General features: G+C 52.2%; 24 protein-coding genes. 10 read left to right on the top strand and 14 right to left on the bottom strand.

Annotation, left to right across the window (positions count from 1 at the left end; translation table 11 throughout):
• Positions 1-90 precede the first annotated feature (90 nt).
• Entirely contained in the window at positions 91-831 is a 741-nt protein-coding gene (locus NNO04_RS12225) for a MipA/OmpV family protein (RefSeq protein WP_162382423.1), read from the top strand.
• A 306-nt stretch (positions 832-1,137) separates the two neighbouring features.
• Positions 1,138-1,611, top strand: coding sequence for a 4Fe-4S dicluster domain-containing protein (locus tag NNO04_RS12220; protein ID WP_271444872.1), 474 nt, complete (start codon positions 1,138-1,140; stop codon positions 1,609-1,611).
• A gap of 43 nt (positions 1,612-1,654) precedes the next feature.
• Here NNO04_RS12220 and avtA read toward each other — a convergent pair whose 3' ends face one another.
• Positions 1,655-2,905: a valine--pyruvate transaminase gene (gene avtA, locus NNO04_RS12215; protein WP_442870734.1), complete on the bottom strand. Its 1,251-nt coding sequence runs from the start codon at positions 2,903-2,905 to the stop codon at positions 1,655-1,657.
• Positions 2,906-3,081: 176 nt separating this feature from the next.
• Positions 3,082-5,112 (bottom strand): alpha-amylase, encoded by a 2,031-nt coding sequence (malS, locus tag NNO04_RS12210; protein WP_271444870.1) that lies wholly within the window; start codon positions 5,110-5,112, stop codon positions 3,082-3,084.
• A gap of 316 nt (positions 5,113-5,428) precedes the next feature.
• Between malS and NNO04_RS12205 the strand changes: the two genes are divergently transcribed.
• Positions 5,429-6,253: a protein bax gene (locus NNO04_RS12205; RefSeq protein WP_271444869.1), complete on the top strand. Its 825-nt coding sequence runs from the start codon at positions 5,429-5,431 to the stop codon at positions 6,251-6,253.
• A gap of 54 nt (positions 6,254-6,307) precedes the next feature.
• On the opposite strand, the gene xylR is transcribed toward NNO04_RS12205, so the two are convergent.
• From xylR to xylF, 4 genes are all read right to left on the bottom strand, one after another.
• Positions 6,308-7,486 (bottom strand): D-xylose utilization transcriptional activator XylR, encoded by a 1,179-nt coding sequence (xylR, locus tag NNO04_RS12200; RefSeq protein ID WP_271444868.1) that lies wholly within the window; start codon positions 7,484-7,486, stop codon positions 6,308-6,310.
• Between the two features lie 82 nt (positions 7,487-7,568).
• Complete coding sequence (xylH, locus tag NNO04_RS12195) at positions 7,569-8,750, bottom strand: xylose ABC transporter permease XylH (RefSeq protein WP_271444867.1); 1,182 nt, start codon at positions 8,748-8,750, stop codon at positions 7,569-7,571.
• The gene (locus NNO04_RS12190; protein ID WP_271444866.1) at positions 8,728-10,269 is read right to left on the bottom strand and encodes a xylose ABC transporter ATP-binding protein; all 1,542 of its coding nucleotides are present in this window, start codon (positions 10,267-10,269) and stop codon (positions 8,728-8,730) included. Before NNO04_RS12190 ends, xylH begins: the two co-directional genes overlap by 23 nt.
• A 99-nt stretch (positions 10,270-10,368) precedes the next feature.
• Positions 10,369-11,361 carry a D-xylose ABC transporter substrate-binding protein gene (gene xylF, locus NNO04_RS12185; RefSeq protein ID WP_271444865.1) on the bottom strand — a complete coding sequence of 331 codons (993 nt, stop codon included), beginning with the start codon at positions 11,359-11,361 and terminating at the stop codon, positions 10,369-10,371.
• A gap of 365 nt (positions 11,362-11,726) precedes the next feature.
• Here xylF and xylA point away from each other — a divergent pair, with 365 nt between their 5' ends.
• From xylA to NNO04_RS12170, 3 genes are all read left to right on the top strand, one after another.
• A complete protein-coding gene (xylA, locus tag NNO04_RS12180) occupies positions 11,727-13,049 on the top strand; it encodes a xylose isomerase (RefSeq protein WP_271444864.1) in 1,323 nt (440 codons plus the stop codon).
• A 74-nt stretch (positions 13,050-13,123) separates the two neighbouring features.
• Positions 13,124-14,578 (top strand): xylulokinase, encoded by a 1,455-nt coding sequence (gene xylB / locus NNO04_RS12175; RefSeq protein WP_271444863.1) that lies wholly within the window; start codon positions 13,124-13,126, stop codon positions 14,576-14,578.
• Positions 14,579-14,752: 174 nt separating this feature from the next.
• Complete coding sequence (locus NNO04_RS12170; protein WP_271444862.1) at positions 14,753-15,106, top strand: hypothetical protein; 354 nt, start codon at positions 14,753-14,755, stop codon at positions 15,104-15,106.
• A gap of 24 nt (positions 15,107-15,130) precedes the next feature.
• Here the strand turns inward: NNO04_RS12170 and NNO04_RS12165 are convergent, their stop codons facing one another.
• Positions 15,131-16,126, bottom strand: a complete 996-nt coding sequence (locus NNO04_RS12165; RefSeq protein WP_271444861.1) for an acyltransferase — start codon at positions 16,124-16,126, stop codon at positions 15,131-15,133.
• A gap of 178 nt (positions 16,127-16,304) precedes the next feature.
• On the opposite strand from NNO04_RS12165, the gene NNO04_RS12160 reads away from it, so the two are divergent.
• From NNO04_RS12160 to glyS, 3 genes are all read left to right on the top strand, one after another.
• Positions 16,305-16,607, top strand: a complete 303-nt coding sequence (locus NNO04_RS12160) for a YsaB family lipoprotein (RefSeq protein ID WP_271444860.1) — start codon at positions 16,305-16,307, stop codon at positions 16,605-16,607.
• 95 nt (positions 16,608-16,702) lie between these two features.
• A complete protein-coding gene (gene glyQ, locus NNO04_RS12155; RefSeq protein WP_006817708.1) occupies positions 16,703-17,614 on the top strand; it encodes a glycine--tRNA ligase subunit alpha in 912 nt (303 codons plus the stop codon).
• A 9-nt stretch (positions 17,615-17,623) separates the two neighbouring features.
• Positions 17,624-19,693 (top strand): glycine--tRNA ligase subunit beta, encoded by a 2,070-nt coding sequence (glyS, locus tag NNO04_RS12150; protein ID WP_271444859.1) that lies wholly within the window; start codon positions 17,624-17,626, stop codon positions 19,691-19,693.
• A 57-nt stretch (positions 19,694-19,750) separates the two neighbouring features.
• Here glyS and cueP read toward each other — a convergent pair whose 3' ends face one another.
• The 3 genes from cueP to NNO04_RS12135 all read right to left on the bottom strand — a co-directional run bounded on the left by cueP (position 19,751) and on the right by NNO04_RS12135 (position 21,236).
• Positions 19,751-20,290: a copper-binding periplasmic metallochaperone CueP gene (gene cueP / locus NNO04_RS12145; RefSeq protein WP_271444858.1), complete on the bottom strand. Its 540-nt coding sequence runs from the start codon at positions 20,288-20,290 to the stop codon at positions 19,751-19,753.
• A gap of 165 nt (positions 20,291-20,455) precedes the next feature.
• Entirely contained in the window at positions 20,456-20,668 is a 213-nt protein-coding gene (cspE, locus tag NNO04_RS12140; RefSeq protein WP_000014594.1) for a transcription antiterminator/RNA stability regulator CspE, read from the bottom strand.
• 277 nt (positions 20,669-20,945) lie between these two features.
• Positions 20,946-21,236 (bottom strand): HTH-type transcriptional regulator, encoded by a 291-nt coding sequence (locus NNO04_RS12135; protein WP_271444857.1) that lies wholly within the window; start codon positions 21,234-21,236, stop codon positions 20,946-20,948.
• 425 nt (positions 21,237-21,661) lie between these two features.
• On the opposite strand from NNO04_RS12135, the gene NNO04_RS12130 reads away from it, so the two are divergent.
• Positions 21,662-22,372 carry a DUF3053 domain-containing protein gene (locus NNO04_RS12130; RefSeq protein WP_271444856.1) on the top strand — a complete coding sequence of 237 codons (711 nt, stop codon included), beginning with the start codon at positions 21,662-21,664 and terminating at the stop codon, positions 22,370-22,372.
• Between the two features lie 73 nt (positions 22,373-22,445).
• On the opposite strand, the gene ghrB is transcribed toward NNO04_RS12130, so the two are convergent.
• From ghrB to NNO04_RS12110, 4 genes are all read right to left on the bottom strand, one after another.
• Complete coding sequence (ghrB, locus tag NNO04_RS12125; RefSeq protein WP_271444855.1) at positions 22,446-23,426, bottom strand: glyoxylate/hydroxypyruvate reductase GhrB; 981 nt, start codon at positions 23,424-23,426, stop codon at positions 22,446-22,448.
• 22 nt (positions 23,427-23,448) lie between these two features.
• Entirely contained in the window at positions 23,449-24,729 is a 1,281-nt protein-coding gene (locus NNO04_RS12120) for an MFS transporter (RefSeq protein WP_271444854.1), read from the bottom strand.
• Positions 24,730-24,794: 65 nt separating this feature from the next.
• The gene (locus NNO04_RS12115; RefSeq protein WP_271444853.1) at positions 24,795-25,733 is read right to left on the bottom strand and encodes a sugar kinase; all 939 of its coding nucleotides are present in this window, start codon (positions 25,731-25,733) and stop codon (positions 24,795-24,797) included.
• Positions 25,734-25,736: 3 nt separating this feature from the next.
• Entirely contained in the window at positions 25,737-26,486 is a 750-nt protein-coding gene (locus NNO04_RS12110) for a sugar phosphate isomerase/epimerase family protein (RefSeq protein WP_271444852.1), read from the bottom strand.
• Positions 26,487-26,503: the final 17 nt, after the last annotated feature.

The following is a 26,503-nucleotide window of genomic DNA, read 5'->3' as shown; positions in this document are numbered from 1 at the left end:
TTACTATATAAATAAGTGCATTGCATCGATGAAATTGTAAGCATTATTATGCACGCGCTTTGTAGCTTATTTTAAAATGGAAAGTTTGGCATGTTAATTAAACGCAATATTTTGGCAATATTTGCAATGTCTTTTATGGCTAGTGCAACTGCTTCAGAATTCTCTCTTGGTGCAGGTGCGGTTTATAATGAATCTCCTTATCGCGGATATAATGAAAATGTTCACGCGGTACCGCTGATCAGTTACGAAAGTGAGTCATTTTATTTCAGACAAACATCCTTAGGCTATATTCTTTCAAAAAATGAGAATAACGAATTTAGCTTAACCGCTTCCTGGATGCCGCTGGAGTTTGATCCTGCCGACAACGACGAGCATGACATGAAGCAGCTCGACAAGCGCGACAGCACAGCCATGGTCGGTGCTGCATGGTATCACCACCAGAAGTGGGGCAGCGTGAAAGTCTCTGCTGCCGCGGATGTTTTGGATAACAGCAATGGCTGGGTGGGTGAAGTCTCTGTTTTCCGCCAAATGCCTGTGGGTAAATTTACCCTTACACCGTCTGCCGGTGTCTTCTATTACGATGAAAATTTCAACGACTACTACTACGGTGTATCGGGCAGCGAATCCCGCCGCAGCGGACTGTCCAGCTACTCTCCTGACGACAGCTGGATGCCGTATGTGGGTCTGACCATGAAGTATCCGTTAACCAACAATCTGGTGCTGGTTGCCAATGCAACCTATACCGTGCTGCCGGACGATGTGAAAGACAGCCCGATGGTGGATCGCGACGACAGTTTCGCTTTCATGACTGGGCTGAGCTGGCGTTTCTGATTATCATCCCGTTTGCCCTCAGGGAAGGGGGCAACTCTTTACGTTATATCGTGAAATACTCATCATGCCTGGCCGGGTCATCGCTATCCGGCAGGCTATCCATTACTTCTCGTTGAGCCAAATCCCTATTTCCCCCATACACGTTTGAATGACACGGGGGAACTCGCTGGCTGGGAATCAACGTATCAGGCAAAACACCAGAACATGACGGGCATCTGGCAAAAATGTGTGGTTTCCGTTGTCGGATCAAAGCAGCGCTAGCGGCCTCTCTGGCACTCTGGCGTTTTAGGTCGTAGGGAGCAGGTCATGAACCCCTTTATTGTGGCGGATGCAACGAAGTGCATTGGATGTCGGACTTGCGAAGTTGCCTGTGTGGTCTCACATCAGGAAAACCAGGACTGCGCAGCAGTGTCCTCCAAAGAGTTTGTCTCGCGAATTCGGGTGATTAAAGATAACGCATTTACCACAGCGGTCACCTGTCACCAATGTGAAGACGCGCCGTGTGCGAACGTCTGCCCGACGCAGGCTATTCGTCGGGAACATGGACATATCTTCGTTGAGCAATCGCGCTGTATCGGGTGTAAAAGTTGTATGCTGGCATGCCCGTTTGGGGCGATGAATGTGGTTTCGGCGTTGTCACGGGCGCAGGCCATCAAGTGCGATCTTTGCTGGCATCGTGAGGCGGGACCTGCCTGCGTCGAAGCCTGTCCCACCCATGCCTTAGCGTGCCTGGACGTCGTCACGCTACAACGTCAACGTCTGCTTTCCCAACCGTTGTGAACCTCACACTCCCGGCAATCATGACCGGGTGTATGAGGTTTTGTCATCCTTCAAGCCAGGCGCGTTCGATCTCTTCTGCCAGAATTTTTACGCCCGCTTCGATTTTTTCCGGATCGGGAACGTAATTCATCCGCATGCATTGGTGCGTGTGCGGCCACGGTTTATCAAGACCTGGGAAGAAGTAGTCGCCGGGCACCATCAGGACGCCGCGTTTTTTCAGGCGCTGATAGAGCAATTCCGTCGTGATGGGCAGATCCTTAAACCACAACCACAGGAAAATGGCGCCCTCCGGTTTATGGATCAGGCAGCGGTCTGCAGATAAATAGCGACGAATGATGGCAATCGTCTCCTGAACGCGCTGGTAATAAAACGGTTTGATCACCATCTCTGACAGGCGCAGCAGATCGTTGCGTTTGATCATTTCACACATCATCGCGGGCCCCATCCCCCCCGGCGCCAGGCTGATAATACCGTTCATGTTGGTGATGGCGGTGATGATTTCCTCATTGGCGATAATAATGCCGCAGCGAGAACCGGGCAGCCCCAGCTTGGAGAGGCTCATACACAGAATAATGTTGGGGTTCCACAACGGCCGTGCGTCGCTGAAAATGATCCCAGGGAAGGGAACGCCGTAGGCGTTATCAATCACCAGCGGGATGCGGTGTTGATGCGCCAGAGCGTCCAGCTTCATAAGCTCTTCGTCGGTGATGACATTGCCTGTTGGGTTTGTTGGGCGCGATACACAGATCATTCCCGTCTCTTCACCAATATGCAGGTGTTCAAAATCAACGTGATATTTAAACTGACCTTCCGGCAACAGCTCGATATTCGGGCGTGCGGAAACAAAGAGATCCTCCTCCAGACCCGAATCGGCATAGCCAATGTATTCCGGCGCGAGCGGGAAAAGCACTTTTTTGGTTGTGCCGTCAGCGCGGCGTCCGGCAAAGAGATTAAACAAGTAGAAAAACGCGCTCTGACTACCATTTGTTAGCGCAATATTTTGTGGCCCGATATCCCAACCCAGCGTTTCACGGAGCAGTTCAGCGAGCGCGTCCAGCAATTCGGTTTTTCCCTGCGGACCGTCATAATTACAAAGCGCATCAGTGGCTTTGCCATTTTCCAGCATCCCAGCCAGCAGCGCGTGGAAGTATTCCTGCATCGCCGGGATTTGCGCCGGGTTACCGCCGCCCAGCATGATCGCGCCAGGTGTGCGTAAACCGTCGTTGAGGTCCTCCATCAGGCGGGTAATGCCTGAGTGGCGGGTAAATTTGTCGCCAAAAAGTGAGAATGTCATAGCAGGTGGTCTGTCGGGCTGAGTAGTAAAGTGGCTAACCATAGCGCTACCTTTGGCAGGGTGCAAATCAGCCAACGGTGAAGAGAGTCACGCTTTATGCTGCCAATTCACGTCTGGTGAGTGTTTTATTTTGTTAAAGGGTTCTGACACATGACGGATGTCAGAACCCAGGGAAATCAGGGGCGGCCAGCCCAAATGACCATCACTTTATCGTCACCCTGCTCGCGCACGAAGCCGTATCCCTGCTTTAATGAAAGGGTCGTTTGTTTACCCGCGCCAATGGCGGAGTGCCGGGCTCTGAACTGGCTGATACGCTGCCAGTGTGCAACGGTATCCGCCGCGTTACCGTTCACGTCCTGCCAGTTCATCTCTGATCGTGTACCTTGCAGAGGATCAGAGCCTGTCGGGCCGAAAGGTCGCGCAGACTCATCACCGTAAAAGATCTGCACAGCACCTGGCGCCAGCAGCAACAGTTCCGCTGCGTTATCGCCACCCTCCCGGAACAGGCGAGTGTCGTGTGATGACAGATAGCTCAGTACATTGAAATTCTGCAACTTTTCTGCCATTTGTTGCCAGGTGAGATCCATGTTGGCCAGGCAATCGACCGCTTTTGCGGCCTGCTCCTGATAATCAAAATTGATCATCGCGTCAAAGCCGTGGCGGTAGTAGTCGCTTTGCATCACGCCATGACCCCAGGCTTCACCGGTCATCCAGAAAGGGTTGTCGTCCAGAGTTTTATCCGGATTGGCGCGTTTCCATTCAGCCAGCGCTGCGCTTGCCTGCGTTTTCAGTTGTTGCCAGGCGGGAAGTTCGACGTGTTTGGCGGTATCGACGCGGAAACCGTCGATGCCATAGTCTCGTACCCACTGACTTAACCAGTGGGTCAGATAATCTCGCGGCGTGTAGCCCGCAATGGCTTTAGCGTGGGTATCCGGTTTGTGTTGATAGAAGACGGGCAGGCCAGAAGGGGTGGTGGACTCGGTTTTGAGATCGGGCAGAAAGGCCAGGGACATGGTTAGATCATCAAATCCCGGCGCGTCGTAATCACCGATGTCGGTGCGGATCCACTTTTTCCCCCACCATTTTTCCCATGCGGCTTTATCGCCGAAGTTGATGTAATCATTAAAGCTGTGCCAGCTTTGACCGGCAGCGGGTTTCCAGTCCGTCCAGCGCTCACCGAGCGTTTTTTTCAGCTCATCTCCCGATAAATACAGCGCGCCAAACTGGTACTCCTGCATATCCGCCAGTGTGGCGTAACCGGTATGGTTCATCACCACATCGAACAGAATTCGGATGCCGCGCTGATGTGCGCCGTCCACCAGTGCGCGCAGGTCATCACCGGTACCCATATTGGCGTCAAGCCGGGTCCAGTCCTGAGTGTAATAACCGTGGTAGGCGTAATGGGGGAAGTCGCCTTTGGTACCGCCGCCGACCCAACCATGAATTTGCTCAAAGGGGGCGCTTACCCACAGGGCGTTGACGCCAAGCTGCTGCAGATAGTCCAGTTTACTCACCAGCCCGCGTAAATCACCGCCATGAAAGGTACCGATTTCCTGCATACCGTCTTTATGGCGGCCATAACTGTTGTCGTTTGTCGGATCGCCATTCTGGAAGCGGTCCGTCAGCACAAAGTAGACGGTAGCGTTATGCCAGTCGAATGGGGCGGGAGCGTCAGTCTCTGCCCGTTCCAGCAGTAAAAGTCCATTACTGGTCGCCGCTGGCTGGAGTGTGATGTGACCGTTTTTAACCGTGGCGATTTGCTGGCTGTAGAAATCGCGGACTTTCGAACCTTCCGGAAAGGTCCGGGCGACATCCAGGGTCAGCGGCGAACCATCCCATTTCGGGCACTGACGTATCTGACTGGCGACAGGTTCGGCGGCATTTTTAACCGACAGCATCAGCGTCGGCGTGCCCGAGCGGGTATCCACCTCCAGCGTATAGTCGCCCTCTTTAAAAAGTCGCCATTGCGAAGGGGAGCCCTCGCACGGTTTGAGGGATAGCATCTGATTGAGCTTTACCGTCTCTGCGGGCTGCCAGCACTGTTGGTCAAACGTCAGCGTTAAAGGACGGGTACCCTTCGTCAACGTGGTATGGCTGACAAACTTACCGGTCCCTTGTGCAGTAAAAGCCGGGAAGCCGGGCGTTGTCCATGATGAAGCGATCGCAATGCCGGGCATAAACGCCAAAGCAATGGCGGCAAGTTTCATAACGCGGTCCTTGTTGCTGCGATTTTAGTCAGTTTGCCAGTGAAATGGGACGGGAAACTCATCCTTTGGATTAATACATCCAGGATGAGGCGCGAGGATGAGCGATCGTGCGCAAAAAACAGCCTTATTTTGCGATAACCTCCACATTTTCATCGAATTAATGACATTCCTAACCGTTAGCGCGTGACATAGTTTCAGAATTGGACTATTCCTTTGGATGCTCTTGACGGCTATTTTTGATATGATTTGAGATTCAACTCTCATTTTTGTGAAAAATATAAGGTGTTGGAATGTATAAATCCGACCAGGAGACCTAATGATATTGACTCCCATTCGACGATATGGGGCCATGATTCTTATGTTACTCACCATCGCATTTTCGGGTGAGGTGCTGGCAAAGACGCACACGACGACATCGAGTCAGAAGTCCCTCGTAACCAAGACAAGTAATACACAGGCAAGCAGTAAACAAGAGTATTCTCGCAATAGTGCAAAGAGTAGTTCACTTCCTGATTTGCGAAAATACCCTTCCGGAACACCAAGGAAAAAAGCGTTTCTCCGGACGGTTATGCCTTATATTACCAGTCAAAATGCTGCCATTACGGCTGATCGTAACTGGCTGATTTCAAAGCAGTATCAGAACCGCTGGTCGCCTTCTGAGCGTGCGCGTATGAAAGATATCGCGAAGCGCTACAAGGTGAGCTGGTCCGGCAATACGCGTAAAGTTCCGTGGAACACGCTGCTTGAGCGTGTCGACATTATCCCTACCAGCATGGTGGCGACAATGGCGGCGGCGGAAAGCGGTTGGGGTACCTCTAAGCTAGCCCGTAGCAATAACAATCTGTTCGGTATGAAGTGCGGGAAAGGCCGTTGCAGCAACGCGCCTGGTAAGGTGAAAGGCTATTCTCAGTTCGACTCTGTTAAAGAGTCGGTCAGCGCCTATGTCATCAACCTGAATACCCACCCGGCTTACTCCTCCTTCCGTAAGTCGCGCGCGCAGCTGCGCAAAGCGGATCAGGAAGTGACGGCGACCGCGATGATTCATAAGCTGAAGGGTTATTCAACGAAAGGACAGAGTTATAACAACTATCTGTTTGCGATGTACCAGGATAACCAGCGCTTAATTGCCGCGCATATGTAATCGTTAAATGCCGGATGGCGCATTAGCGCCGCCATCCGGCAAGCACATCACAACTCACAACAACACTTCACTGTTCAGGTCACGGTACTCTTTTGGGGTCGTGCCATACTCTTTTTTAAAGACCGAATAGAAATACTGCAGGGAAGGATAGCCGCACATCTGCGAGATTTCGTTGATCGACAGTGTTGTTGAAATCAACAGGCTACGTGCTTTTTCCAGTTTTTCCGCATGGATTACAGCGTGGATAGTCTCCCCCACTTCCTCTTTGAATCGCTTCTCCAGATTTGAGCGGGAAATTCCCACCGCATCCAGCACTTGATCAACCTTGATACCTTTACAGGCATGATTGCGAATGTAATGCATGGCCTGAATAACGGTTGGGTCGGTGAGCGAACGATAATCGGTCGACTGACGCTCAACGACGCGCACTGGCGGGACGAGGATACGCTGTAAGGGCATCTCTTCGTTGGCAAGGAGGCGGTGCAGCATTTTGGCGGCCTGATATCCCATCTGCCTCGCGCCCTGTGCGACCGAGGAGAGCGCGACGCGTGACAGGTAACGGGTGAGTTCTTCGTTATCAATCCCAATGACACTCAACTTTTCAGGTACCGGGATGTGCAGATGTTCACAGACCTGCAGCACATGCCGCGCACGGGCGTCAGTCACCGCAATAATGCCGGTTTGTGGCGGTAGGGTCTGCAACCAGTCCGCCAGGCGATTTTGCGCGTGCTGCCAGTTTTCTGGCGCTGTCTCCAGCCCCTGATAGACCACGCCACGGTATTTCTCTTCTGCCACTAACTGACAGAACGCGTATTCACGTTCTGCTGCCCAGCGTTTACCGCTGGAGGCGGGCAGGCCATAGAAAGCAAAGCGGTTAATCCCTTTTTCTTTCAGGTGCAGAAAGGCGCTTTCCACCAACGCGAAGTTATCCGTGGCGATGTAATGGACCGGTGGGTAATGTTCAGGAAGATGGTAGGAACCGCCGACGCCGACGATGGGAACGTCAACGTCAGCAAGCAGACGGGCAATCTCGTCGTCGTCGTAGTCGGCGATGACGCCATCTCCCAGCCACTCTTTGATGTTATCAATCCGGGCACGAAAGTCTTCTTCAATAAAGATATCCCACTCGGATTGTGACGCTTGCAAATATTCGCCAACACCTTCGACAACCTGACGGTCATACGCTTTGTTGGCGTTAAATAACAGCGTGATACGATGACGTTTATCAAACATGGTTCTTTTCCTGCTGAATCATGCATAAAAACAATGCCGGTAGGCATTTACCGGCATTGAAACTTCCCCACTTTTCTTACTGTCAGGCACGGCGTTTGGTTGCTGAGTCCATCCATACCGCCAGTAACAGAATCGCACCCTTCACGATATACTGCCAGAAGGTGGGAACATCCATCATACTCATTCCATTGTCGAGAGAGGCCATAATAAATGCGCCCATGACGGCACCGGCGACACTTCCGATACCGCCCGCCAGGCTGGTTCCCCCAATCACACACGCGGCAATCGCATCCAGTTCAGCAATATTCCCGGCAGAAGGAGAGCCCGCGCCCAGTCGAGAACTGAGGATCAGCCCGGCAATCGCCACCATCAGGCCATTAATGGCGAAGACCGCGAGCTTGGTTCGTTCGACGTTAATCCCTGATAGACGCGCGGCTTCGATATTGCCGCCGATGGCGTAAATGCGGCGACCAAAGGCGGTACGCGTCGCCATAAACATCCCACCGAGCAACAACAGCGTCAGCAGTAGCACTGGCGTCGGAACGCCACGGTAATCATTCAACAGCCAGATTGCGCCTAATACGATAATGGCCGTCAACGCCTGGCGACCGACAACCGACGTCGATACGGGAGATTCAAGGCCTAACGCCTGACGGCGCATACGCCCACGCCATTGCCAGCCGATAAACGCCATTAACCCGAGTGCGCCGATGATAAAGCCCGTTCCATCAGACAAGTAACTTTGGCCAATCTGTGACATCGCGGCGCTGGTGGGAGAGACGGTTGTGCCGTTGGTGATCCCGATGAGAATACCGCGGAAAGCCAGCATTCCGGCAAGCGTCACGATAAATGAAGGGACTTTGCGGTAGGCGACCCACCATCCGTTCCAGGCGCCAAGGAGCAAACCCAGCGCCAGCGTGACAATCACCGTTAGCGGTAATGGCCAGCCGAGCCAGACATCGCAGATCGCAGCGACGCCGCCCAATAAGCCCATCATCGAACCGACCGAGAGATCGATTTCGGCGGAGATAATCACGAACACCATACCGACGGCGAGGATTCCCGTAATCGCGGTTTGCCGCAGCAGGTTAGAAACGTTACGGGCGCTCAGGTAGGCACCCTCTGTGGTCCACGTGAAAAACAACATGATTACGATGATCGCCGCAATCATGACGAAGACTTGTAAATTAAGCGATTTGATTCCGGGGAAGCCGCCTGCCCGTGGGGCTGCAAGTTTCGCTTCAGACGGGGTGTTTTTCGACATGCTGTTCGCTCCTCAATGCGGCTTCCATGACCTGCTCCTGAGTCAGGTTGTGGTTCACCAGGTTAGCTTTCAGTTTTCCTTCATGCATCACCAGGATGCGATCGCTCAGCCCGAGCACTTCGGGTAATTCGGAAGAGATGACGATGACGGCAATACCTTGCTGTACAAGCTGGTTGATGAGCTTATAGATTTCATATTTAGCGCCGATATCAATACCCCGCGTGGGTTCATCGAGGATGAGAATGCGGGGATTTAACAGGAGGCAACGTGCCAGAATTGCTTTTTGCTGATTGCCTCCGCTCAGACGACCAATAGCAAGATCGGGAGAGGCAGTTTTTACTTTGAGCTGCTGGAGCGATTCCAGTATGCATTTTTGTTCTGCGGCATCATCAAGATGGCTCAGAGGCCCGGTAAAGGTATCGAGAGCCGCCAGCGTGATATTTTTCCCCACCGCCATCACGGGAACAATACCGTCTTTTTTGCGGTCTTCGGGAACCATGGCAATACCGTGAGCAATGGCTTGCTGGCAGTTATGAATATCCACAGGATTGCCCTCAATGAATATTTTCCCCTCCCAGCGGCCTGACCAGACGCCAAACAGACACTGAACGGCTTCGGTTCGCCCGGCCCCGACGAGTCCGGCAATACCCAGAATTTCACCGCGCCTAAGTGAGAAGGAAATATCGTTAACCCGCTTAATATGGCGGTTAACAGGATGCCAGGCGGTAAGGTGCTCAACCCGTAAAATCTCGTTTCCCATTGTGTGCGGTTCACTGGGATAGAGCGCGGTTAACTCACGCCCGACCATCATGGTGATAATATCGTCTTCGCTCATGCCCGTGGCATCACGAGTGCCAATATGCTGACCATCGCGAATAACGCAAATCGTATCCGAAATGGCTTTAACTTCATTGAGTTTGTGCGAAATGTAAATACAGGCAATATCATGCTGTTGCAGGTCGCGTATGATATTCAGCAGGATGCCGGTTTCCTGCTCGGTAAGTGAAGCGGTGGGTTCATCCAGAATGAGCAGACGGACCTGCTTATTCAGCGCTTTTGCGATTTCGATCAGTTGCTGTTGTCCCAAACCTAAATCGCCCACCCGTGTATCGGGTGAAATGGACAGGCTGACCTGTGCTAATAATTTTTGGCAACGCAGCGTCATCATGTCGTAATCCAGCAGACCGTTACGCGTGATCTCGCTGCCAAGAAATATATTTTCCAGAACCGTCAAATGTTTAACCAGGGCTAATTCCTGGTGGATAATGGCAATACCTTTGCGTTCTGTGTCGCGAATATGGTTAGCCTGAATCGTTTCGCCCGCAAAAATAATCTCGCCGTCGTAAGAGCCGTGTGGATAAATACCGCACAGCACCTTCATTAATGTTGATTTTCCGGAACCATTCTCGCCGCATAATGAAACGATTTCGCCAGCATTGACCCTGAGGCTAACGTTATCCACCGCCTTTACGACGCCGAATGTCTTGGTAATGTTCTTCATTTCAAGTAGATATGGCATAACTGCTCCACATAAGCCAATAAGAGAACCCTGCGTGGACGTGGCGTTATTGTGCTGCAACGTCGGCACCGCCCTCTGATGGCTCAGAGGGCGTAACGCTTAAAGCTCGCTTTTCTTGTGGAACCCGTCTTTGATGACGGTTTCGGAAATATTGTCTTTGTTCACATCAATAGGCGTAAGCAGCCGGGAAGGGACATCTTTCAAACCATTGTTCAGCGTGGTGTCTGCTTTAGGTTGCTGATCATTCCCCAATTCGACGGCGATCTCTGCGGCAGTGTTGGCGAGCAGGGTGATCGGTTTATACACCGTCATCGTTTGCGTACCTGCCATAATGCGTTTGATACCGGCGAGGTCTGCATCCTGCCCGGAAATAGCCACTTTTCCTGATAAACCTTGCGCACTTAGCGCCTGTACCGCACCGCCCGCCGTTGCGTCATTTGAGGCGACGACGGCATCAATTTTGTTATTGTTGGCGGTCAACGCATTTTCCATAATTTTCAAGGCATTTTCAGGTAACCAGCCGTCAACCCACTGATCGCCGACGACCTTAATTTTGCCTTCGTCAATATACGGTTTTAATACTTTCATTTGCCCGGCGCGGAACAGTTTTGCATTATTATCGACAGGTGATCCTCCCATCAGAAAATAATTCCCCTGAGGTACAATATCGACCAGTGATTGAGCCTGTAATTCGCCCACTTTTTCATTATCAAAAGAGATATAAAAATCGATATCGGCATCGTTGATCATACGGTCATATGCCAGGACTTTTATCCCTTCTTGCTTCGCTTCTTTGATGACGTTGCTTAAGACTTGTCCGTTGTAAGGAATTATCACCAGGACGTCTACGCCACGGTTGATCATGTTTTCAATCTGCGACATTTGGGTTTCTTCATTACCATTTGCAGATTGAACAAATACTTTTGCGCCGAGCGATTCCGCTTTGCTGACGAAAATATCGCGATCTTTCTGCCAGCGTTCCAGGCGGAGATCATCAATCGCCATACCGATTTTAACTTCTTTGGCATGGCCTGCGACGCTGGTGAGTAAAAGGGATGTGCAGACAGTCAGTAAAATATTTTTTATCTTCATAATCGTGATGCCTTTTGTAGGGGAGGAACGGCAATAAAAGTAACAATCACAGCGTAAGACGTAGCAGATTTTTAACAGGTAATGCCCGGAAGGCAATTATAGATTTTTATCTTCCAGTTACGATTTTTGGTTTATTTCATAATTTATGACCGGGATCTTATTTTAAATGAATTACTGCTTAACTTGCATTTGAGTTTGATATGTAACGTTTTTTTAATTGTTTGGATTTTATTTTGAGAAGTGGCGCACACTTGTGAATTATCTCAATGGCAGTGTGAAATAACATAATTGAGCAATGGTCAGGGAGTGCCCAATATTACGGCATTATCAATCACCTGCCGCATTACCTGATTATGGAGTTCATTATGCAAGCCTATTTTGACCAGCTTGATCGTGTTCGTTATGAAGGCACTAAATCGACTAATCCATTAGCATTTCGTCACTATAATCCGGACGAAATCGTGTTGGGCAAACGCATGGAAGATCATTTGCGTTTTGCGGCGTGCTACTGGCATACCTTCTGTTGGAATGGCGCAGATATGTTTGGCATCGGGTCGTTTAATCGCCCGTGGCAGCAACCTGGCGACGCGATTGAGCTTGCGAAACGCAAGGCTGATGTCGCATTTGAATTCTTCCACAAACTGAACGTGCCGTATTACTGTTTTCATGATGTGGATGTCTCACCTGAAGGCGCTTCATTACAAGAGTACAAAAATAACTTTGCGCAAATGGTTGATGTGTTGGCACAAAAGCAAGACCAGAGCGGCGTGAAGCTGCTATGGGGGACGGCGAACTGCTTTACCAATCCTCGCTACGGCGCGGGCGCAGCCACCAACCCCGATCCGGAAGTCTTTAGCTGGGCGGCTACTCAGGTGGTGACAGCTATGAATGCCACCCATAAATTGGGGGGAGAAAACTACGTACTGTGGGGCGGTCGTGAAGGTTATGAAACCCTGCTGAATACCGACCTGCGGCAGGAGCGCGAGCAAATTGGCCGCTTTATGCAGATGGTGGTTGAGCATAAACACAAAATTGGCTTCCAGGGGACGTTGCTGATCGAACCCAAACCGCAGGAACCCACTAAACACCAGTATGACTATGATGTTGCAACCGTCTACGGCTTCCTCAAACAGTTCGGCCTGGAAAAAGAGATCAAAGTTAACATTGAAGCGAACCATGCAACGCTGGCGGGACACTCTTTCCACCATGAAATTGCCTCTGCTATCGCGCTGGGTATTTTTGGTTCCGTTGACGCCAACCGTGGCGATGCGCAACTGGGTTGGGATACCGATCAGTTCCCGGTCAGCGTGGAAGAAAATGCACTGGTGATGTATGAGATCCTGAAGGCGGGCGGCTTTACCACTGGCGGCCTGAATTTTGACGCCAAAGTGCGTCGCCAGAGCACCGATAAATACGACCTGTTCTACGGCCATATTGGGGCAATGGACACCATGGCGCTGTCGCTGAAAGTCGCGGCGCGTATGCTTGAAGATGGTGAACTGGATAAACGTGTGGCGAAACGCTATGCCGGATGGAATGGCGAGTTGGGTCAGCAAATCCTGAAAGGTCAGTTATCACTCAGTGAGCTGTCGCAGTATGCTGAACAACGTAATCTGGCGCCGGTTCATCAGAGCGGCCATCAGGAGCTACTGGAAAATCTGGTGAATCATTATCTGTTCGACAAGTAACCGGCTTCATTAGCTGCCCGTAAGCCCGGTAAGCGAGAGCGCCGCCGGGCATTTCTTTTAAAGGAATCATCGCTATGTATATCGGGATTGATCTGGGTACCTCCGGCGTGAAGGCCATTCTGGTGAATGAGCAAGGGGAGGTCGTTGCCTCACAAACAGAGGCGCTTACCGTCTCCCGCCCTCATCCATTATGGTCGGAGCAGGATCCTGAACAGTGGTGGCAGGCGACTGACCGTGCGGTAAAAGCGTTGGGTCAGCAGCACACATTGAGCGGTGTGAAAGCCGTGGGTATTGCGGGGCAGATGCATGGCGCCACGTTACTTGATAAGCAACAGAGAGTATTACGTCCGGCGATTTTGTGGAATGACGGTCGCTGCGGCGAAGAGTGCGTATTACTTGAAAAACAGGTGCCTGCATCTCGCGCCATTACCGGCAACCTGATGATGCCCGGTTTTACCGCGCCTAAAGTATTGTGGGTTCAACGTCACGAGCCGGAGGTTTTTCGTCAGGTCGCCAGCGTGTTGCTGCCGAAAGATTATCTGCGTCTGCGGATGACCGGCGAGTTTGCCAGCGATGTGTCTGATGCTGCCGGTACGATGTGGCTGGATGTGGCGAAGCGTGACTGGAGCGACGTCATGCTTGAGGCGTGTGGGCTGACCCGTGAACATATGCCTGCTTTATACGAAGGGAGCGATATCACCGGAACGCTGTTGCCAGAAGTGGCGCAGTCATGGGGGATGTCTGCGGTGCCCGTTGTGGCAGGCGGAGGCGATAACGCAGCCGGTGCCGTTGGCGTCGGGATGATGAATGCCGATCAGGCGATGCTCTCCTTGGGGACCTCCGGCGTGTATTTTGCGGTGAGCGATGGTTTCCTCAGCAGACCCGAAAGCGCAGTACACAGCTTTTGCCACGCATTGCCCGGACGCTGGCATTTAATGTCCGTCATGCTGAGCGCCGCCTCTTGCCTGGACTGGGCGGCAAAATTAACCGGGATGGCAAATGTTCCTGCGCTGATCGCCGCCGCGCAGCAGGCGGACGACAACGTCGAACCTGTCTGGTTCCTGCCCTATCTTTCCGGTGAGCGTACACCACACAACAACCCGCAGGCGAAGGGGGTGTTCTTTGGTTTGACGCATCAGCATGGCCCGGCGGACCTGGCGCGAGCGGTGCTGGAAGGTGTCGGTTACGCGCTGGCCGATGGCATGGATGCGGTACATGCGTGTGGCGTGCAACCCAACAGTATTACGTTGATTGGCGGCGGTGCCCGCAGTGAGTACTGGCGGCAGATGCTCTCTGATATCTGTGGATTGCAATTAGATTATCGCACCGGTGGTGATGTGGGGCCGGCATTAGGGGCGGCACGTCTGGCGCAAATTGCCGTGAATCCCGAAAAACCGTTATCCGGGTTGCTGCCGCAACTCCCGTTGGAACAGGCGCATTATCCGGATGCGCAGCGCCATGCGCGCTATCAACAGCAGCGTGACACTTTCCGCCGTCTCTATCAGCAACTCTTGCCGCTGATGTCTTAATCCGCAACGCCTTCCGGTTCGCGCCGGAAGGAATTCCTGATATCAATTAATTCATTGAATACGCATAGATATTAATATGCATATTTTCTGATTTTTACGGTATGACCATGCCATCGTCTTTCTCACCTCCATTTATTGCCTTAATGTGCATCACCAAAACATAAGGAGCGTGATATGGACGATAACATTGTGCGCAGGAAGCGGGCAGTGGGGTTACTACTGCTGGTCAGTGGGGCGCTGGTCTATCTGGCAGGGTTATGGCCTGTTTGCCAAACGTTGTGTCAAAAAGGCTATTTTTTGGGCGTTATCATCATGATGGGCTTTCCCGTGCTGATTCATTATGAACAAACCGGCAGCGAACGTTTGCTCACTCGCTGCAAGTATTTGTTATTGTTTGGTACGGGAATGCTGTTCGTTGGGCTATGCAATATTGAGTTGTCATCGGTGATGAAAGTGACCTGCCTGTTGGCGGTGGGGGGCTGTCTGTACGGCACGAATATGTACGCGTCATATTGTGAAAGTGAATGATGGCCGAAGCCACCATCCGTCAGCTTAGCTGACCAGTCTGCGCGTATCGACTCGCTGCAATAGCACGGAAAGCAGCAAGCTCCCCGCCAGCGTGATACTGAAAATCCAGACGATATCCAGCGGCGGCCAATGCTTAATTTCAATCCCATTGGTGCGCAACGCATGAATAATGAGCGCGTGGAATCCATAAATACCGAGTGAGTGGCGCGAAATCAGCCCCAGTACCGGAACGGTTTGTTTATTCAGCGTATTCTTGACCAGCGTCAGTAGCGATATCGCGAAAATAAACACTGCTGGTCCGCAATAGACATACCAGGTATCGGCAAAGTTTCCTCGCCAGCGAAGTTCATATAGCGTGCCGCGAGAAATTACCACCACAGCAATAATACAAAGCAACGCGCTTATTACGGTTAGCGCTCTTTTTTGCGTGTCCATCATACCAATGGCCCGGCCGAGCATGCCGTACAGGATGTAATAGAAGGTATCGCCATTGATATATAAATTAATCGGTAGCCACTCAAATCCGCCAATTTTCTGCGTCACGGTATTGGGATTGGCGATGATGCCAATCATTACCATCAGTACCAGCAACATTTTTCCACTGACGTTTTTAACCTGTATCAGCGGTGATACCAGGTAGATGACGGCGATCGCGAAGAAAAACCACAAATGGTAGAACACAGGCTTTTGCAGCAGATTTTTCAGCGAGAGTTCTGCGTTGATAGAGGTAAACAACGCGATATATGCCAGCGCCACGCCGCTGTAGAACAACAGGCAGAGTGCAATACGTAAAAAATGACGGGGCTGGGCGCTACGCTCCCCAAAAAAGAGAAAGCCTGAAATCATAAAGAAAAGCGGAACGCTCACGCGTGAGGCGGAGTTCAGGACATTCGCAAGATCCCAATTTACCGGGCTGATGCTTTGCGCATTCGTGACATACCACGTCGTGGTATGAATCATGACCACCATTAAACACGCAATCCCGCGCAGATTATCTATCCAGTATATTTTGGGCTGCATCAGTGCCTCTGTTTTCGTTCTAAAAAAAGTCTGACTGGTCATTTGCCAGTGTATCTCACTGGAATAATCTGAGTTTATACGCTAAAGCTTGTGATGCGCTGGTGAGATTCGCAAAATGCACTGGCGACGCGAACGTTAATAATAATAAGACAGACCGGCATATAAGGCGGTAATAAAAATGATGATGAAGTTTCTCTTCCCAGCCATGCTGACTCTGGTGCTGGCGGGATGTGCTGGCGAGCAACCGCCAGTGCAAAAAGCACAGAAGCTCAAAGTGAGCCCCTCGAGAACGCTGGATATGGAAGCGTTGTGCAAAGGTCAGGCGGCAAAGCGCTACAACACAGGCCCGCAAAAAATTGATGTTACTGGCTTTGAGCAGTTTCAGGGCAGTTATGAAATGCGCGGCTATACCTTTCGCAAAGAGGGTTTTGTCTGTTCTTTTGATGCGGACGGGCAGTTTTTACACCTTTCCATGCGTTAAGCCCTGCCTTTTTCCCGTTTCGTACTGTATATCTTGCAGTCAGCGGGTATACTGATCCCTTCCTTTAAATCCACACGTATCCAGCACGAAATAATATGCAAAAGTTTGATACCAGGACCTTCCAGGGCTTGATCCTGACCTTACAGGATTACTGGGCTCGCCAGGGCTGCACCATTGTTCAACCATTGGACATGGAAGTCGGCGCGGGGACTTCTCACCCAATGACTTGCCTGCGTGCGCTGGGGCCAGAGCCGATGGCGACTGCCTATGTGCAGCCTTCCCGTCGTCCGACCGATGGCCGCTACGGCGAAAACCCGAACCGTTTACAGCACTACTATCAGTTCCAGGTGGTCATCAAGCCATCTCCGGACAACATTCAGGAGCTGTACCTCGGTTCCCTGAAAGAGCTGGGAATGGACCCGACCATCCACGACATCCGTTTCGTGGAAGATAACTGGGAAAACCCGACGCTGGGTGCCTGGGGTTTGGGCTGGGAAGTGTGGCTGAACGGGATGGAAGTGACCCAGTTCACTTACTTCCAGCAGGTAGGCGGTCTGGAGTGTAAACCGGTGACCGGCGAGATCACTTACGGTCTGGAACGTCTGGCGATGTACATTCAGGGCGTAGACAGCGTTTACGACCTGGTCTGGAGCGACGGCCCGCTGGGTAAAACGACCTACGGCGACGTGTTCCATCAAAACGAAGTGGAACAATCCACTTATAACTTCGAATACGCGGATGTGGACTTCCTGTTCTCCTGCTTCGAGCAGTATGAGAAAGAAGCTCAACAGCTGCTGGCGCTGGAAAACCCACTGCCGCTGCCTGCCTACGAGCGTATTCTGAAAGCCGCTCATAGCTTCAACCTGCTGGATGCGCGTAAAGCCATCTCCGTCACCGAGCGTCAGCGCTACATTCTGCGCATTCGCACCCTGACCAAAGCAGTGGCAGAAGCTTATTATGCTTCCCGTGAAGCCCTTGGCTTCCCGATGTGCAACAAAGACAAGTAAGAGGCGGCCATGTCTGAGAAAACTTTTCTGGTGGAAATCGGCACTGAAGAGCTGCCACCAAAAGCCCTGCGCAGCCTGGCGGAGTCCTTTGCTGCGAACTTTACCGCGGAGCTGGATAATGCCGGCCTCGCACACGGCAACGTTGAGTGGTTTGCTGCTCCGCGTCGCCTGGCGCTGAAAGTCGCGAATCTGGCTGAATCACAGGCAGACCGCGAAGTTGAAAAACGCGGCCCGGCGATCGCCCAGGCGTTCGACGCTGAAGGCCACCCGAGCAAAGCGGCAGAAGGCTGGGCGCGCGGCTGCGGGATCACCGTTGACCAGGCTGAGCGTCTGACCACCGACAAAGGCGAATGGCTGCTCTATCGCGCCCACGTGAAGGGCGAAAGCACCGAAGCGCTGGTGCCGAACATGGTGGCAACCTCGCTGGCGAAACTGCCGATCCCTAAACTGATGCGCTGGGGGGCAAGCGACGTTCACTTCGTGCGTCCGGTACATACCGTAACACTGCTGCTGGGCGATAAAGTCATTCCGGCAACTATCCTGGGCATTCAGTCCGATCGCGTGATTCGCGGCCACCGCTTTATGGGCGAGCCGGAATTCACCCTCGATAACGCCGATCAGTATCCTGAAATTCTGCGTGAGCGCGGCAAAGTCATCGCGGATTACGACGAACGTAAGGCGAAGATTAAAGCGGACGCGGAAGCCGCAGCGCGTAAGATCGGTGGTAACGCTGATCTGAGTGAAAGCCTGCTGGAAGAAGTCACCTCGCTGGTGGAATGGCCGGTTGTCCTGACCGCGAAATTTGAAGAGAAATTCCTCGCGGTGCCGTCTGAAGCGCTGGTACACACCATGAAAGGTGACCAGAAGTACTTCCCTGTTTACGCAAACGACGGCAAACTGCTGCCGAACTTTATCTTCGTCTCCAACATTGAGTCAAAAGATCCGCAGCAGATCATCTCCGGTAACGAGAAAGTGGTGCGTCCACGTCTGGCAGATGCTGAGTTCTTCTTTAACACCGACCGTAAAAAACGTCTGGAAGACAACCTGCCGCGCCTGCAAACCGTGCTGTTCCAACAGCAACTGGGTACGCTGCGTGACAAGACTGATCGTATTCAGGCGCTGGCGGGCTGGATTGCCGGACAGATTGGCGCTGACGTAAACCACGCTACCCGCGCGGGCCTGCTGTCTAAGTGCGACCTGATGACCAACATGGTCTTCGAGTTCACCGATACTCAGGGCGTGATGGGCATGCACTACGCGCGTCATGATGGCGAAGCAGAAGATGTGGCCGTGGCGCTGAACGAGCAGTATCAGCCGCGTTTCGCGGGTGATGAACTGCCGTCAAACCCAGTGGCGTGTGCCGTGGCGATTGCCGACAAGATGGACACCCTGGCGGGTATCTTCGGTATCGGCCAGCATCCGAAAGGCGACAAAGACCCGTTTGCACTGCGTCGTGCTGCACTCGGCGTGCTGCGTATCATCGTTGAGAAGAATTTGTCTCTGGATCTGCAGACCCTCACCGAAGAAGCGGTGCGTCTGTATGGTGACAAACTGACGAATGCCAACGTGGTGGATGACGTTATCGACTTTATGCTGGGCCGTTTCCGCGCCTGGTATCAGGACGAAGGCTACACTGTCGACACTATTCAGGCGGTACTGGCACGTCGCCCAACCCGTCCGGCAGATTTCGATGCGCGTATGAAGGCGGTGTCCCACTTCCGTTCACTGGAAGCGGCATCTGCACTGGCGGCGGCAAACAAGCGTGTTTCTAACATTCTGGCGAAATCCGACGAAACGCTGAACGAGCGTGTGAACGCCGCGACGCTGAAAGAGCCGGAAGAGATCGCGCTGGCCATGCAGGTTGTGGTGCTGCGTGACAAGCTGGAGCCGTTCTTCGCCGAAGGTCGTTACCAGGAAGCACTGGTTGAACTGGCTGAACTGCGTGAGCCGGTCGATGCCTTCTTCGAGAAAGTGATGGTGAACGTCGAGGATAAAGAGCTGCGTATCAACCGTCTCTCTATGCTCGAAAAACTGCGTGAACTGTTCCTGCGCGTTGCGGATATTTCGCTGCTGCAGTAAGCGTTCGCTCTTACGCAAAAAAACCTGCCCTTCGGCAGGTTTTTTTATGCCAAAAGGTTAGCGCAGCGGCAACGAGGTCAGACAGGTTTGGCTGTCATCCATGGTTGTAATGGGATGAACCGCTTTCTTGCCGTTGTAGCTCACTTCAATGGCGCCTTCCATCTTGCGTGGCAGCCACACGCCGACAAAGCCATTCTGATGGCTTTTCATCTCTTTTTGGACGATAACATCACCCTTGTTATCCGTTACTTTCACATTGAATGTCGTGTTCGGCATCTCTCCCCGACAGCCGGAAAGGCTGTGGTTAAAACAGGGGTGCGTTTGCTGTTCATACGGCGCAAAAGAGAGATAGAACTTTTCACCCAGCGGCAATGTGTATGTTTGATCGCCGTCTGATAACTTCAGCTCGGTACTGGTTATGGAAGCAGAGTAAGGCAGTGGACGATTCTGCGGAGACTGATCAATGGTTTCGACGATCTGCTCAACGGATTTACCGGCAAGACCATGCTCTGCAAGGAATGTGGATTCTGACGTTGCGGCGAATGCAGCGCTGCTGGTGAGTAATCCTAGGCATAACAAGAGTGAGGATTTCGGCATAGCTTCAATTCCATGTGAAAAACAGGGATTTCACTATAATCCTTGCCCTAAGGGAAAGGTCAAAGGTTGTGCAGGTAAAGTAATGCAAAGAGAGGGAATGGCAGGATTCAGATAAAAAAAATCCCCGCCGTTTGGCAGGGATCTTCAATTCTGAGCTTTTTAAGCTTACAGGCTGGTTACGTTGCCAGCTGCCGGGCCTTTAGCGCCGCTTTCGATGGTGAAGGAAACTTTCTGACCTTCATCCAGGGATTTGTAACCGTCGTTCTGGATAGCAGAGAAGTGTACGAACACGTCTTTAGAGCCATCGTCAGGAGTGATGAAGCCGAAGCCTTTATCAGCGTTGAACCATTTTACGATACCAGTCATTTTACCGGACATAGTGTATTACCTTTTAAAAAATAAGTTTGCCTTTCGGCGATATGGCGTGCTCTACAGATTTTTTAAGCGTTAAGGAAATGCGCACTACGAGGGGTATCAACGATAACTCTTGAAGGGGACTGCCTTACTAAACTGCTTTAATGGTCTGTACGTCAAACCGTTGAGTGCATTAACTCATGTAATGCATATTGATGCAACTTTTATTTTCTCCTTTTGGAAACTAAGCGGGAAAACGGTCCCGGTACAGGACCGTTAAATGAGGGCGTTCGCCGGTCGCTTACTCCATCAATTGCTTGCTTAATCTCGGGTTCGCCTGGATGAGACGCATCAGTTTTAACTCGGTGGCGGAAGGCTTTACGCGTTTTGACTCCCACTCTTGCACCGTGGCAACTGTCACGCCCAACGCTCTGGCGAACTCATCTGTTTGCAGCCCGCTTCCTCTTCGCAGTTGTTCAAATTCGGTGAAAGGATTGGGCTTATGCGTCAGGGAAATCTTTTGATATTCATCTTTAAAAACAATCTGTTCCAGGCTGCTCAGTAGCTCAAGCATGGGATCTTTGTATTCCATTGATAACTCCTATAAATCACACAGCGGGATCGTGAATTTCATCGAAGCTCATTAAGAATAGTCGGGAAAAATAAGGCGGGGAGAAAAGTGAAGGTTGTTATCCCGAAGTGGATTCGTTTCAGCAAAAGCCTGACACGGATCAGCCGTTTTCTAATGGCCTGATATCGGTCGAGATATGCGCGGATTCAGCAGTATTTGTAAAGATTACGAAATTCTTACTATATCGCGAAGGCGGAGGCGGGGCCTGGTTCCCGACAGCAGGATCAGGCTCTCAGCGTCTCGTTGTATTGCGGCCTTCACTTGTGTAACTTTCCGCTACAAGATTACGTGGAAAGGGTATCTTGCGAGCCTGACCTGGACTATCCTTGTCAGCGTCAGGCACGCGGGTGTCGTTGTGCGCATTTATGGGTGAAAGGAGTATTAAAATGGCGACAGGTAAGTCCTGCTCTCGCTGGTTTGCGCCTGTTGTGGCGTTATTGATGGTAGTTAGCCTGAGCGGGTGTTTTGATAAAGAAGGCGATCAGCGCAAAGCGTTTATCGATTTCCTGCAGAATACTGCAATGCGTAGCGGAGAACGTTTACCGACGCTGACCGCCGATCAGAAAAAACAGTTTGGCCCCTTTGTTTCTGATTACGCCATTCTGTATGGCTTTTCGCAGCAGGTAAATCAGGCGATGGACGCGGGTCTGCGCCCGGTCGTTGATAGCGTCAATGCAATCCGTGTTCCTCAGGATTACTTAACCCAACGTGAACCGCTGCGTCAGGCAAATGGTTCGTTAGGTGTTCTGGCCCAGCAGTTGCAAAACGCAAAATTGCAGGCAGATGCTGCGCATGGCGCGCTGAAACAGGCTGACGATCTGAAACCTGTTTTTGATAAGGTTTACAGCAAAGTTGTTTCCGCCCCGGCAGATGCGTTACAGCCGCTGATCCCAGCCGCGCAAATTTTTACGCAGCAACTGGTACAGGTCGGCGATTTTGTGGCGCAGCAAGAAGCGCAGGTGAGCTTTGTGGCGAACGGCATTCAGTTCCCTACATCTCAACAAGCCAGCCAGTACAACACGCTGATTGGCCCGCTGGCATCCCAGCATCAGGCATTTACTCAGGCCTGGACGGCTGCGGTGAACGCGACCGAATAAACGATCAATGCCCGAAGGGATCGGGCATTGGAACCGTTGATTTGAAAAAGAGGCGAGCGATTCGCCTCTTTTTTTATGACTCACTTGCAACTTGCGGGTTAACGCAATTCTTATCTACCTTGCCTTGCAGCGCATCGATTAAATTGTCCACGGCGCAGGCAGCCATGTTATAGCGCGTTTCATGGGTCGCCGATCCGATGTGTGGCAGCGCCACCACGTTCGACATAGACAGTAACGGTGAGTCTACCGATAACGGTTCTTGCTCAAACACATCCAGACCCGCAGCGTGAATTACGCCGTTTTGCAGGGCGCTGATCAGTGCGTTTTCATCGACAACCGGGCCACGCCCTGCGTTGATGAAAATGGCGGAAGACTTCATTTTGGCAAATTGTTGTGCACCAAACAGATGATGCGTTTCTTCCGTTAGCGGTAGGATCAGGCACACAAAATCAGATTCCTGTAACAGTGTGTCGAGGTCGCAATAGCGCGCGTTAAAACGATCCTCCGCCTCCTGATGGCGGCGGCGCGCGTTATAGAGAACCGGCATGTTAAAGCCGAAATGGGCACGTTGCGCCAGTGCCAGACCAATGCGACCCATACCAACGATCCCCACTGTTTTGTGGTGAACATCGGTACCAAACCAATCTGGTCCAATACTTTTCGTCCATTCGCCCGCCTTCACGCGCTCTGCGACGTCCACCACACGGCGTGCCGTGCTGAGGATCAGCGCCATCACCGTATCGGCAACGGTTTCTGTCAGCACCGTGGGTGTGTGCATCAGCAGTACATTGCGCGCATTCAGGGCATCCACATCAAAATTGTCATAGCCTACTGAAATGGTTGATGTTGCGCGCAATTGCGGCATCTTCTCAAGCAATGTGCTATCGACGACTTCGCTGGAGCCCAGCAGGCCTTCTGCTGTGGCAAAGGCTTTGGCGTGTAGTTCTACCGTCTCTGGGCGCAGGTTCGGCACATGCGTAACGGTGAAGTGTGCTTCCAGGCGATGCAGTAAATCGTCAGGCAACGCTTTGTAGAGAATAATGGACGGCTTCATGCAAATCTCCGTGAGTTAAAATTTACGCGTGGCGTGCGCCAACCGGCAGCGGATGATTATTTTCGGGTTTAACAATTAAAGTTAGCCATACCGAGGTAAAAAGCGCTACCCCCATAAAAACGTAAGAGGCGGAAGGACTGCCGGTTGCGCCATTGAGATAACCAACAAACCACGAACCGAAGAACGACCCCAGCGCCCCCATGCTGTTGATCAGCGCCATTGCGCCACCGGCAACGTTACGTGGCAGCATTTCGGGAATGATGGCGAAGAAAGGACCATACGGCGCGTACATCGCTGCGCCCGCAATCACCAGCAAGGTATAAGAAACCCAGAAATGATTTGCACCTACGGCCCAGGAGCCGATAAAGGCAAAGGCGGCAATCAGCAGCAGCGGCCAGACAAACAGCTTACGGTTCTGTAGTTTATCGGATGCCCAGGAGGCAAGGATCATGGCGGCGGTAGCGGCCAGATATGGCACTGACGAGAGCCAGCCGACTTCCACCATCCCGAGATTAGCGCCGCCGCTGCGGATAATTGACGGTAGCCACAGCACGAAGCCGTAAACCCCAATACTCCAGGTGAAATATTGCATACACAGCAGGATGACATTGCGTGAACGGAAGGCCTCACTGTAGTTACGCACAGCTTTAATGCCCTGTTGCTCTTTTTCCAACTGTGCCTGAAGCGCGGCTTTCTCTGATTCTGTTAACCAGCCCACCTGGGAAGGTTTGTCTTTCACCAGCACCCACCAACAAAACGCCCAAATAACAGCGGGGAAACCTTCAATAATGAACATTTCGCGCCAGCCGAGCGCCTGGATCAGGTAGCCGGAAACCACGGACATCCACAGCACGGTGACCGGATTGCCGAGGATCAGGAAGGTGTTGGCGCGTGAGCGCTCGGATTTGGTAAACCAGTTGCTGATATAAATCAGCATGGCGGGCATGACGGCGGCTTCCACCACACCCAGAATAAAACGAATGGCGGCAAGCATTGGAATATTACTGACCATCCCGGTAAGCGATGCGCATCCACCCCATAAAATGAGGCAGACAAAAATCAGTTTGCGTACGCTGCGACGTTCAGCGTAGACCGCGCCAGGGATCTGGAAAAAGAAATAGCCGAGGAAGAAAAGGGCGCCCAGCAGAGAGGAGATCCCTTTCGTGATACCAAGATCTTCGTTAATCCCTGCGGCGGATGCGAAACTAAAATTCGCACGATCAAGGTACGCCAGGCTGTACGTGATAAACACGATGGGCATGATGTACCACCAACGTTTTGCTGCATTTGTAGAGCTGTTCATAGGCCTGCCTCTTTGGTTCAGGTTCTGACGCCTCTGCGATGTAGGGTGCAGAGAAGGGTCTGGGGTTATTCCCCTAGTTGTTCACGTGTGGGTAATCCTTCGCTGTCGCCCTGAACCTGAATGGCCAGTGCGCCAATCTTATTGCCCCGGGTAACTGCCTGATGCAGTGTGCGTCCTTCCAGCAGAGCGCTGATGACGCCTACCGCAAAGCCATCACCGGCACCCACCGTATCGACAACGTTGTCGACTTTTACCGGGGCAACGCAGCCTTGTTCGCCATCGGCTGTTTTATACCAGGCACCGTCAGCGCCAGTTTTCACCACCACGGCTTTCACGCCGCGGCAAAGGTAGAAATCGGCAATGCCTTCCGGTGTCTGTTCTCCGGTTAAGATCATTCCTTCTTTTAGTCCCGGTAACACCCAGTCCGCCTGGAAAGCGAGATGGTTGAGTTTTTCCACCATCTCCGCCTCGCTGTTCCACAGCACCGGACGCAGGTTCGGGTCAAAAGAGAGTGTTTTGCCTTGGGCTTTCATAGTGCGAGCGGTATGGGCCAACAGCGCGTAGGAGCTCGTGGACAGCGCCGCCGCAACACCGCTTAAATGAAGATGGCGGGCGCTGGAGAAGTACGCGTCGTGATAGTCTTCGGGGCTGAGGTGGCTGGCAGCCGATCCTTTGCGGAAATATTCCACAATGGGATCGGTTCCATTTTCGGTTTTAGATTTGAGCTGAAAACCGGTCGCGTGATGCTCATCAAGGGTGACGCATTGCGCATTGATCCCTTCTTTTTTCAGCGAGTTCAGAATAAAACGGCCAAAACTGTCATTGCCGACGCGACTCACCCAGCCTACGTTTAACCCCAGTCGTGCAAGACCGGTTGCCACGTTAAGCTCGGCACCTGCGACACGTTTAATAAAGCAATCGACGTCCGCCAAATCACCCGGCTGGATCGCGACAAACATGGCCATCGCTTCGCCAATGGTGATGACATCCAGAGCATTTTTCATGCGTTACTCCTTGCGTAACAAATCGACATAGCGGCGGGTCACGGCCGTTAAATCTTGTCCTTGTAGCGGAAACTCAATACCGCGCGGCACATCTGCGGGCAGTGCGCTCAACAGCGCCAGCCAGCGGGGATCGCCCATATCAGGTGCGATGGCGCGAAAACTGTCCCGACAAGGCTCGGCGGCTTTGACATGGATATAGCTAACGGCGGGCGACAGCAGGCGTGCAGCCTCTTCCGGTGAATCGCCCACCCATAACCAGTTACCCATATCGAAGGTGAGCGAGATCGGCAGGTTCAGCGCCTGACATGCCGCGTTAAAGTGTTGCATTGGACGAAGTTGCCCGCAGACGGTTTGGTCGTTTTCCACCACCAGGGCCATCCCGCTGTTTTCCAGCCATTCCTGCAGGCGGCCCAGTTCTTCCTGGCGGGTAAAATGACCCAGTGAAACTTTTAACCACAGTGCTTGCAGGTGTTGAGCTTCGTTGAGCAGGGCGGGCAGCAGGGGATTGAGCGTTCCATCCTCAAGAAACAATGGTTCCGGTGCGGAGTAACAGGCCAGCAGACCAAAAATTTCAATGGCGGAAGCCAGCGTTGGCAGTGCTTTCAGTTCGGTCGGGGTCAACATTTCACGACGGATCTCGACGCCGTCCGCTCCGGCTTCCGCAATCACGGGCAGAATAGCGGCTTGTCCGCCTGCCGCATGAACATGGTCATAACCGTAGGCGGCTGTGACCACCATAATTTTTCTCTGCATGGTAACTCCAAAACTAA

This window comes from Citrobacter sp. Awk 4 (assembly GCF_028069725.1).
GTDB lineage: Bacteria > Pseudomonadota > Gammaproteobacteria > Enterobacterales > Enterobacteriaceae > Citrobacter_D.
Note: the sequence above shows the minus strand (reverse complement) of the source record. Positions and strands in the feature narration are given on the sequence as shown.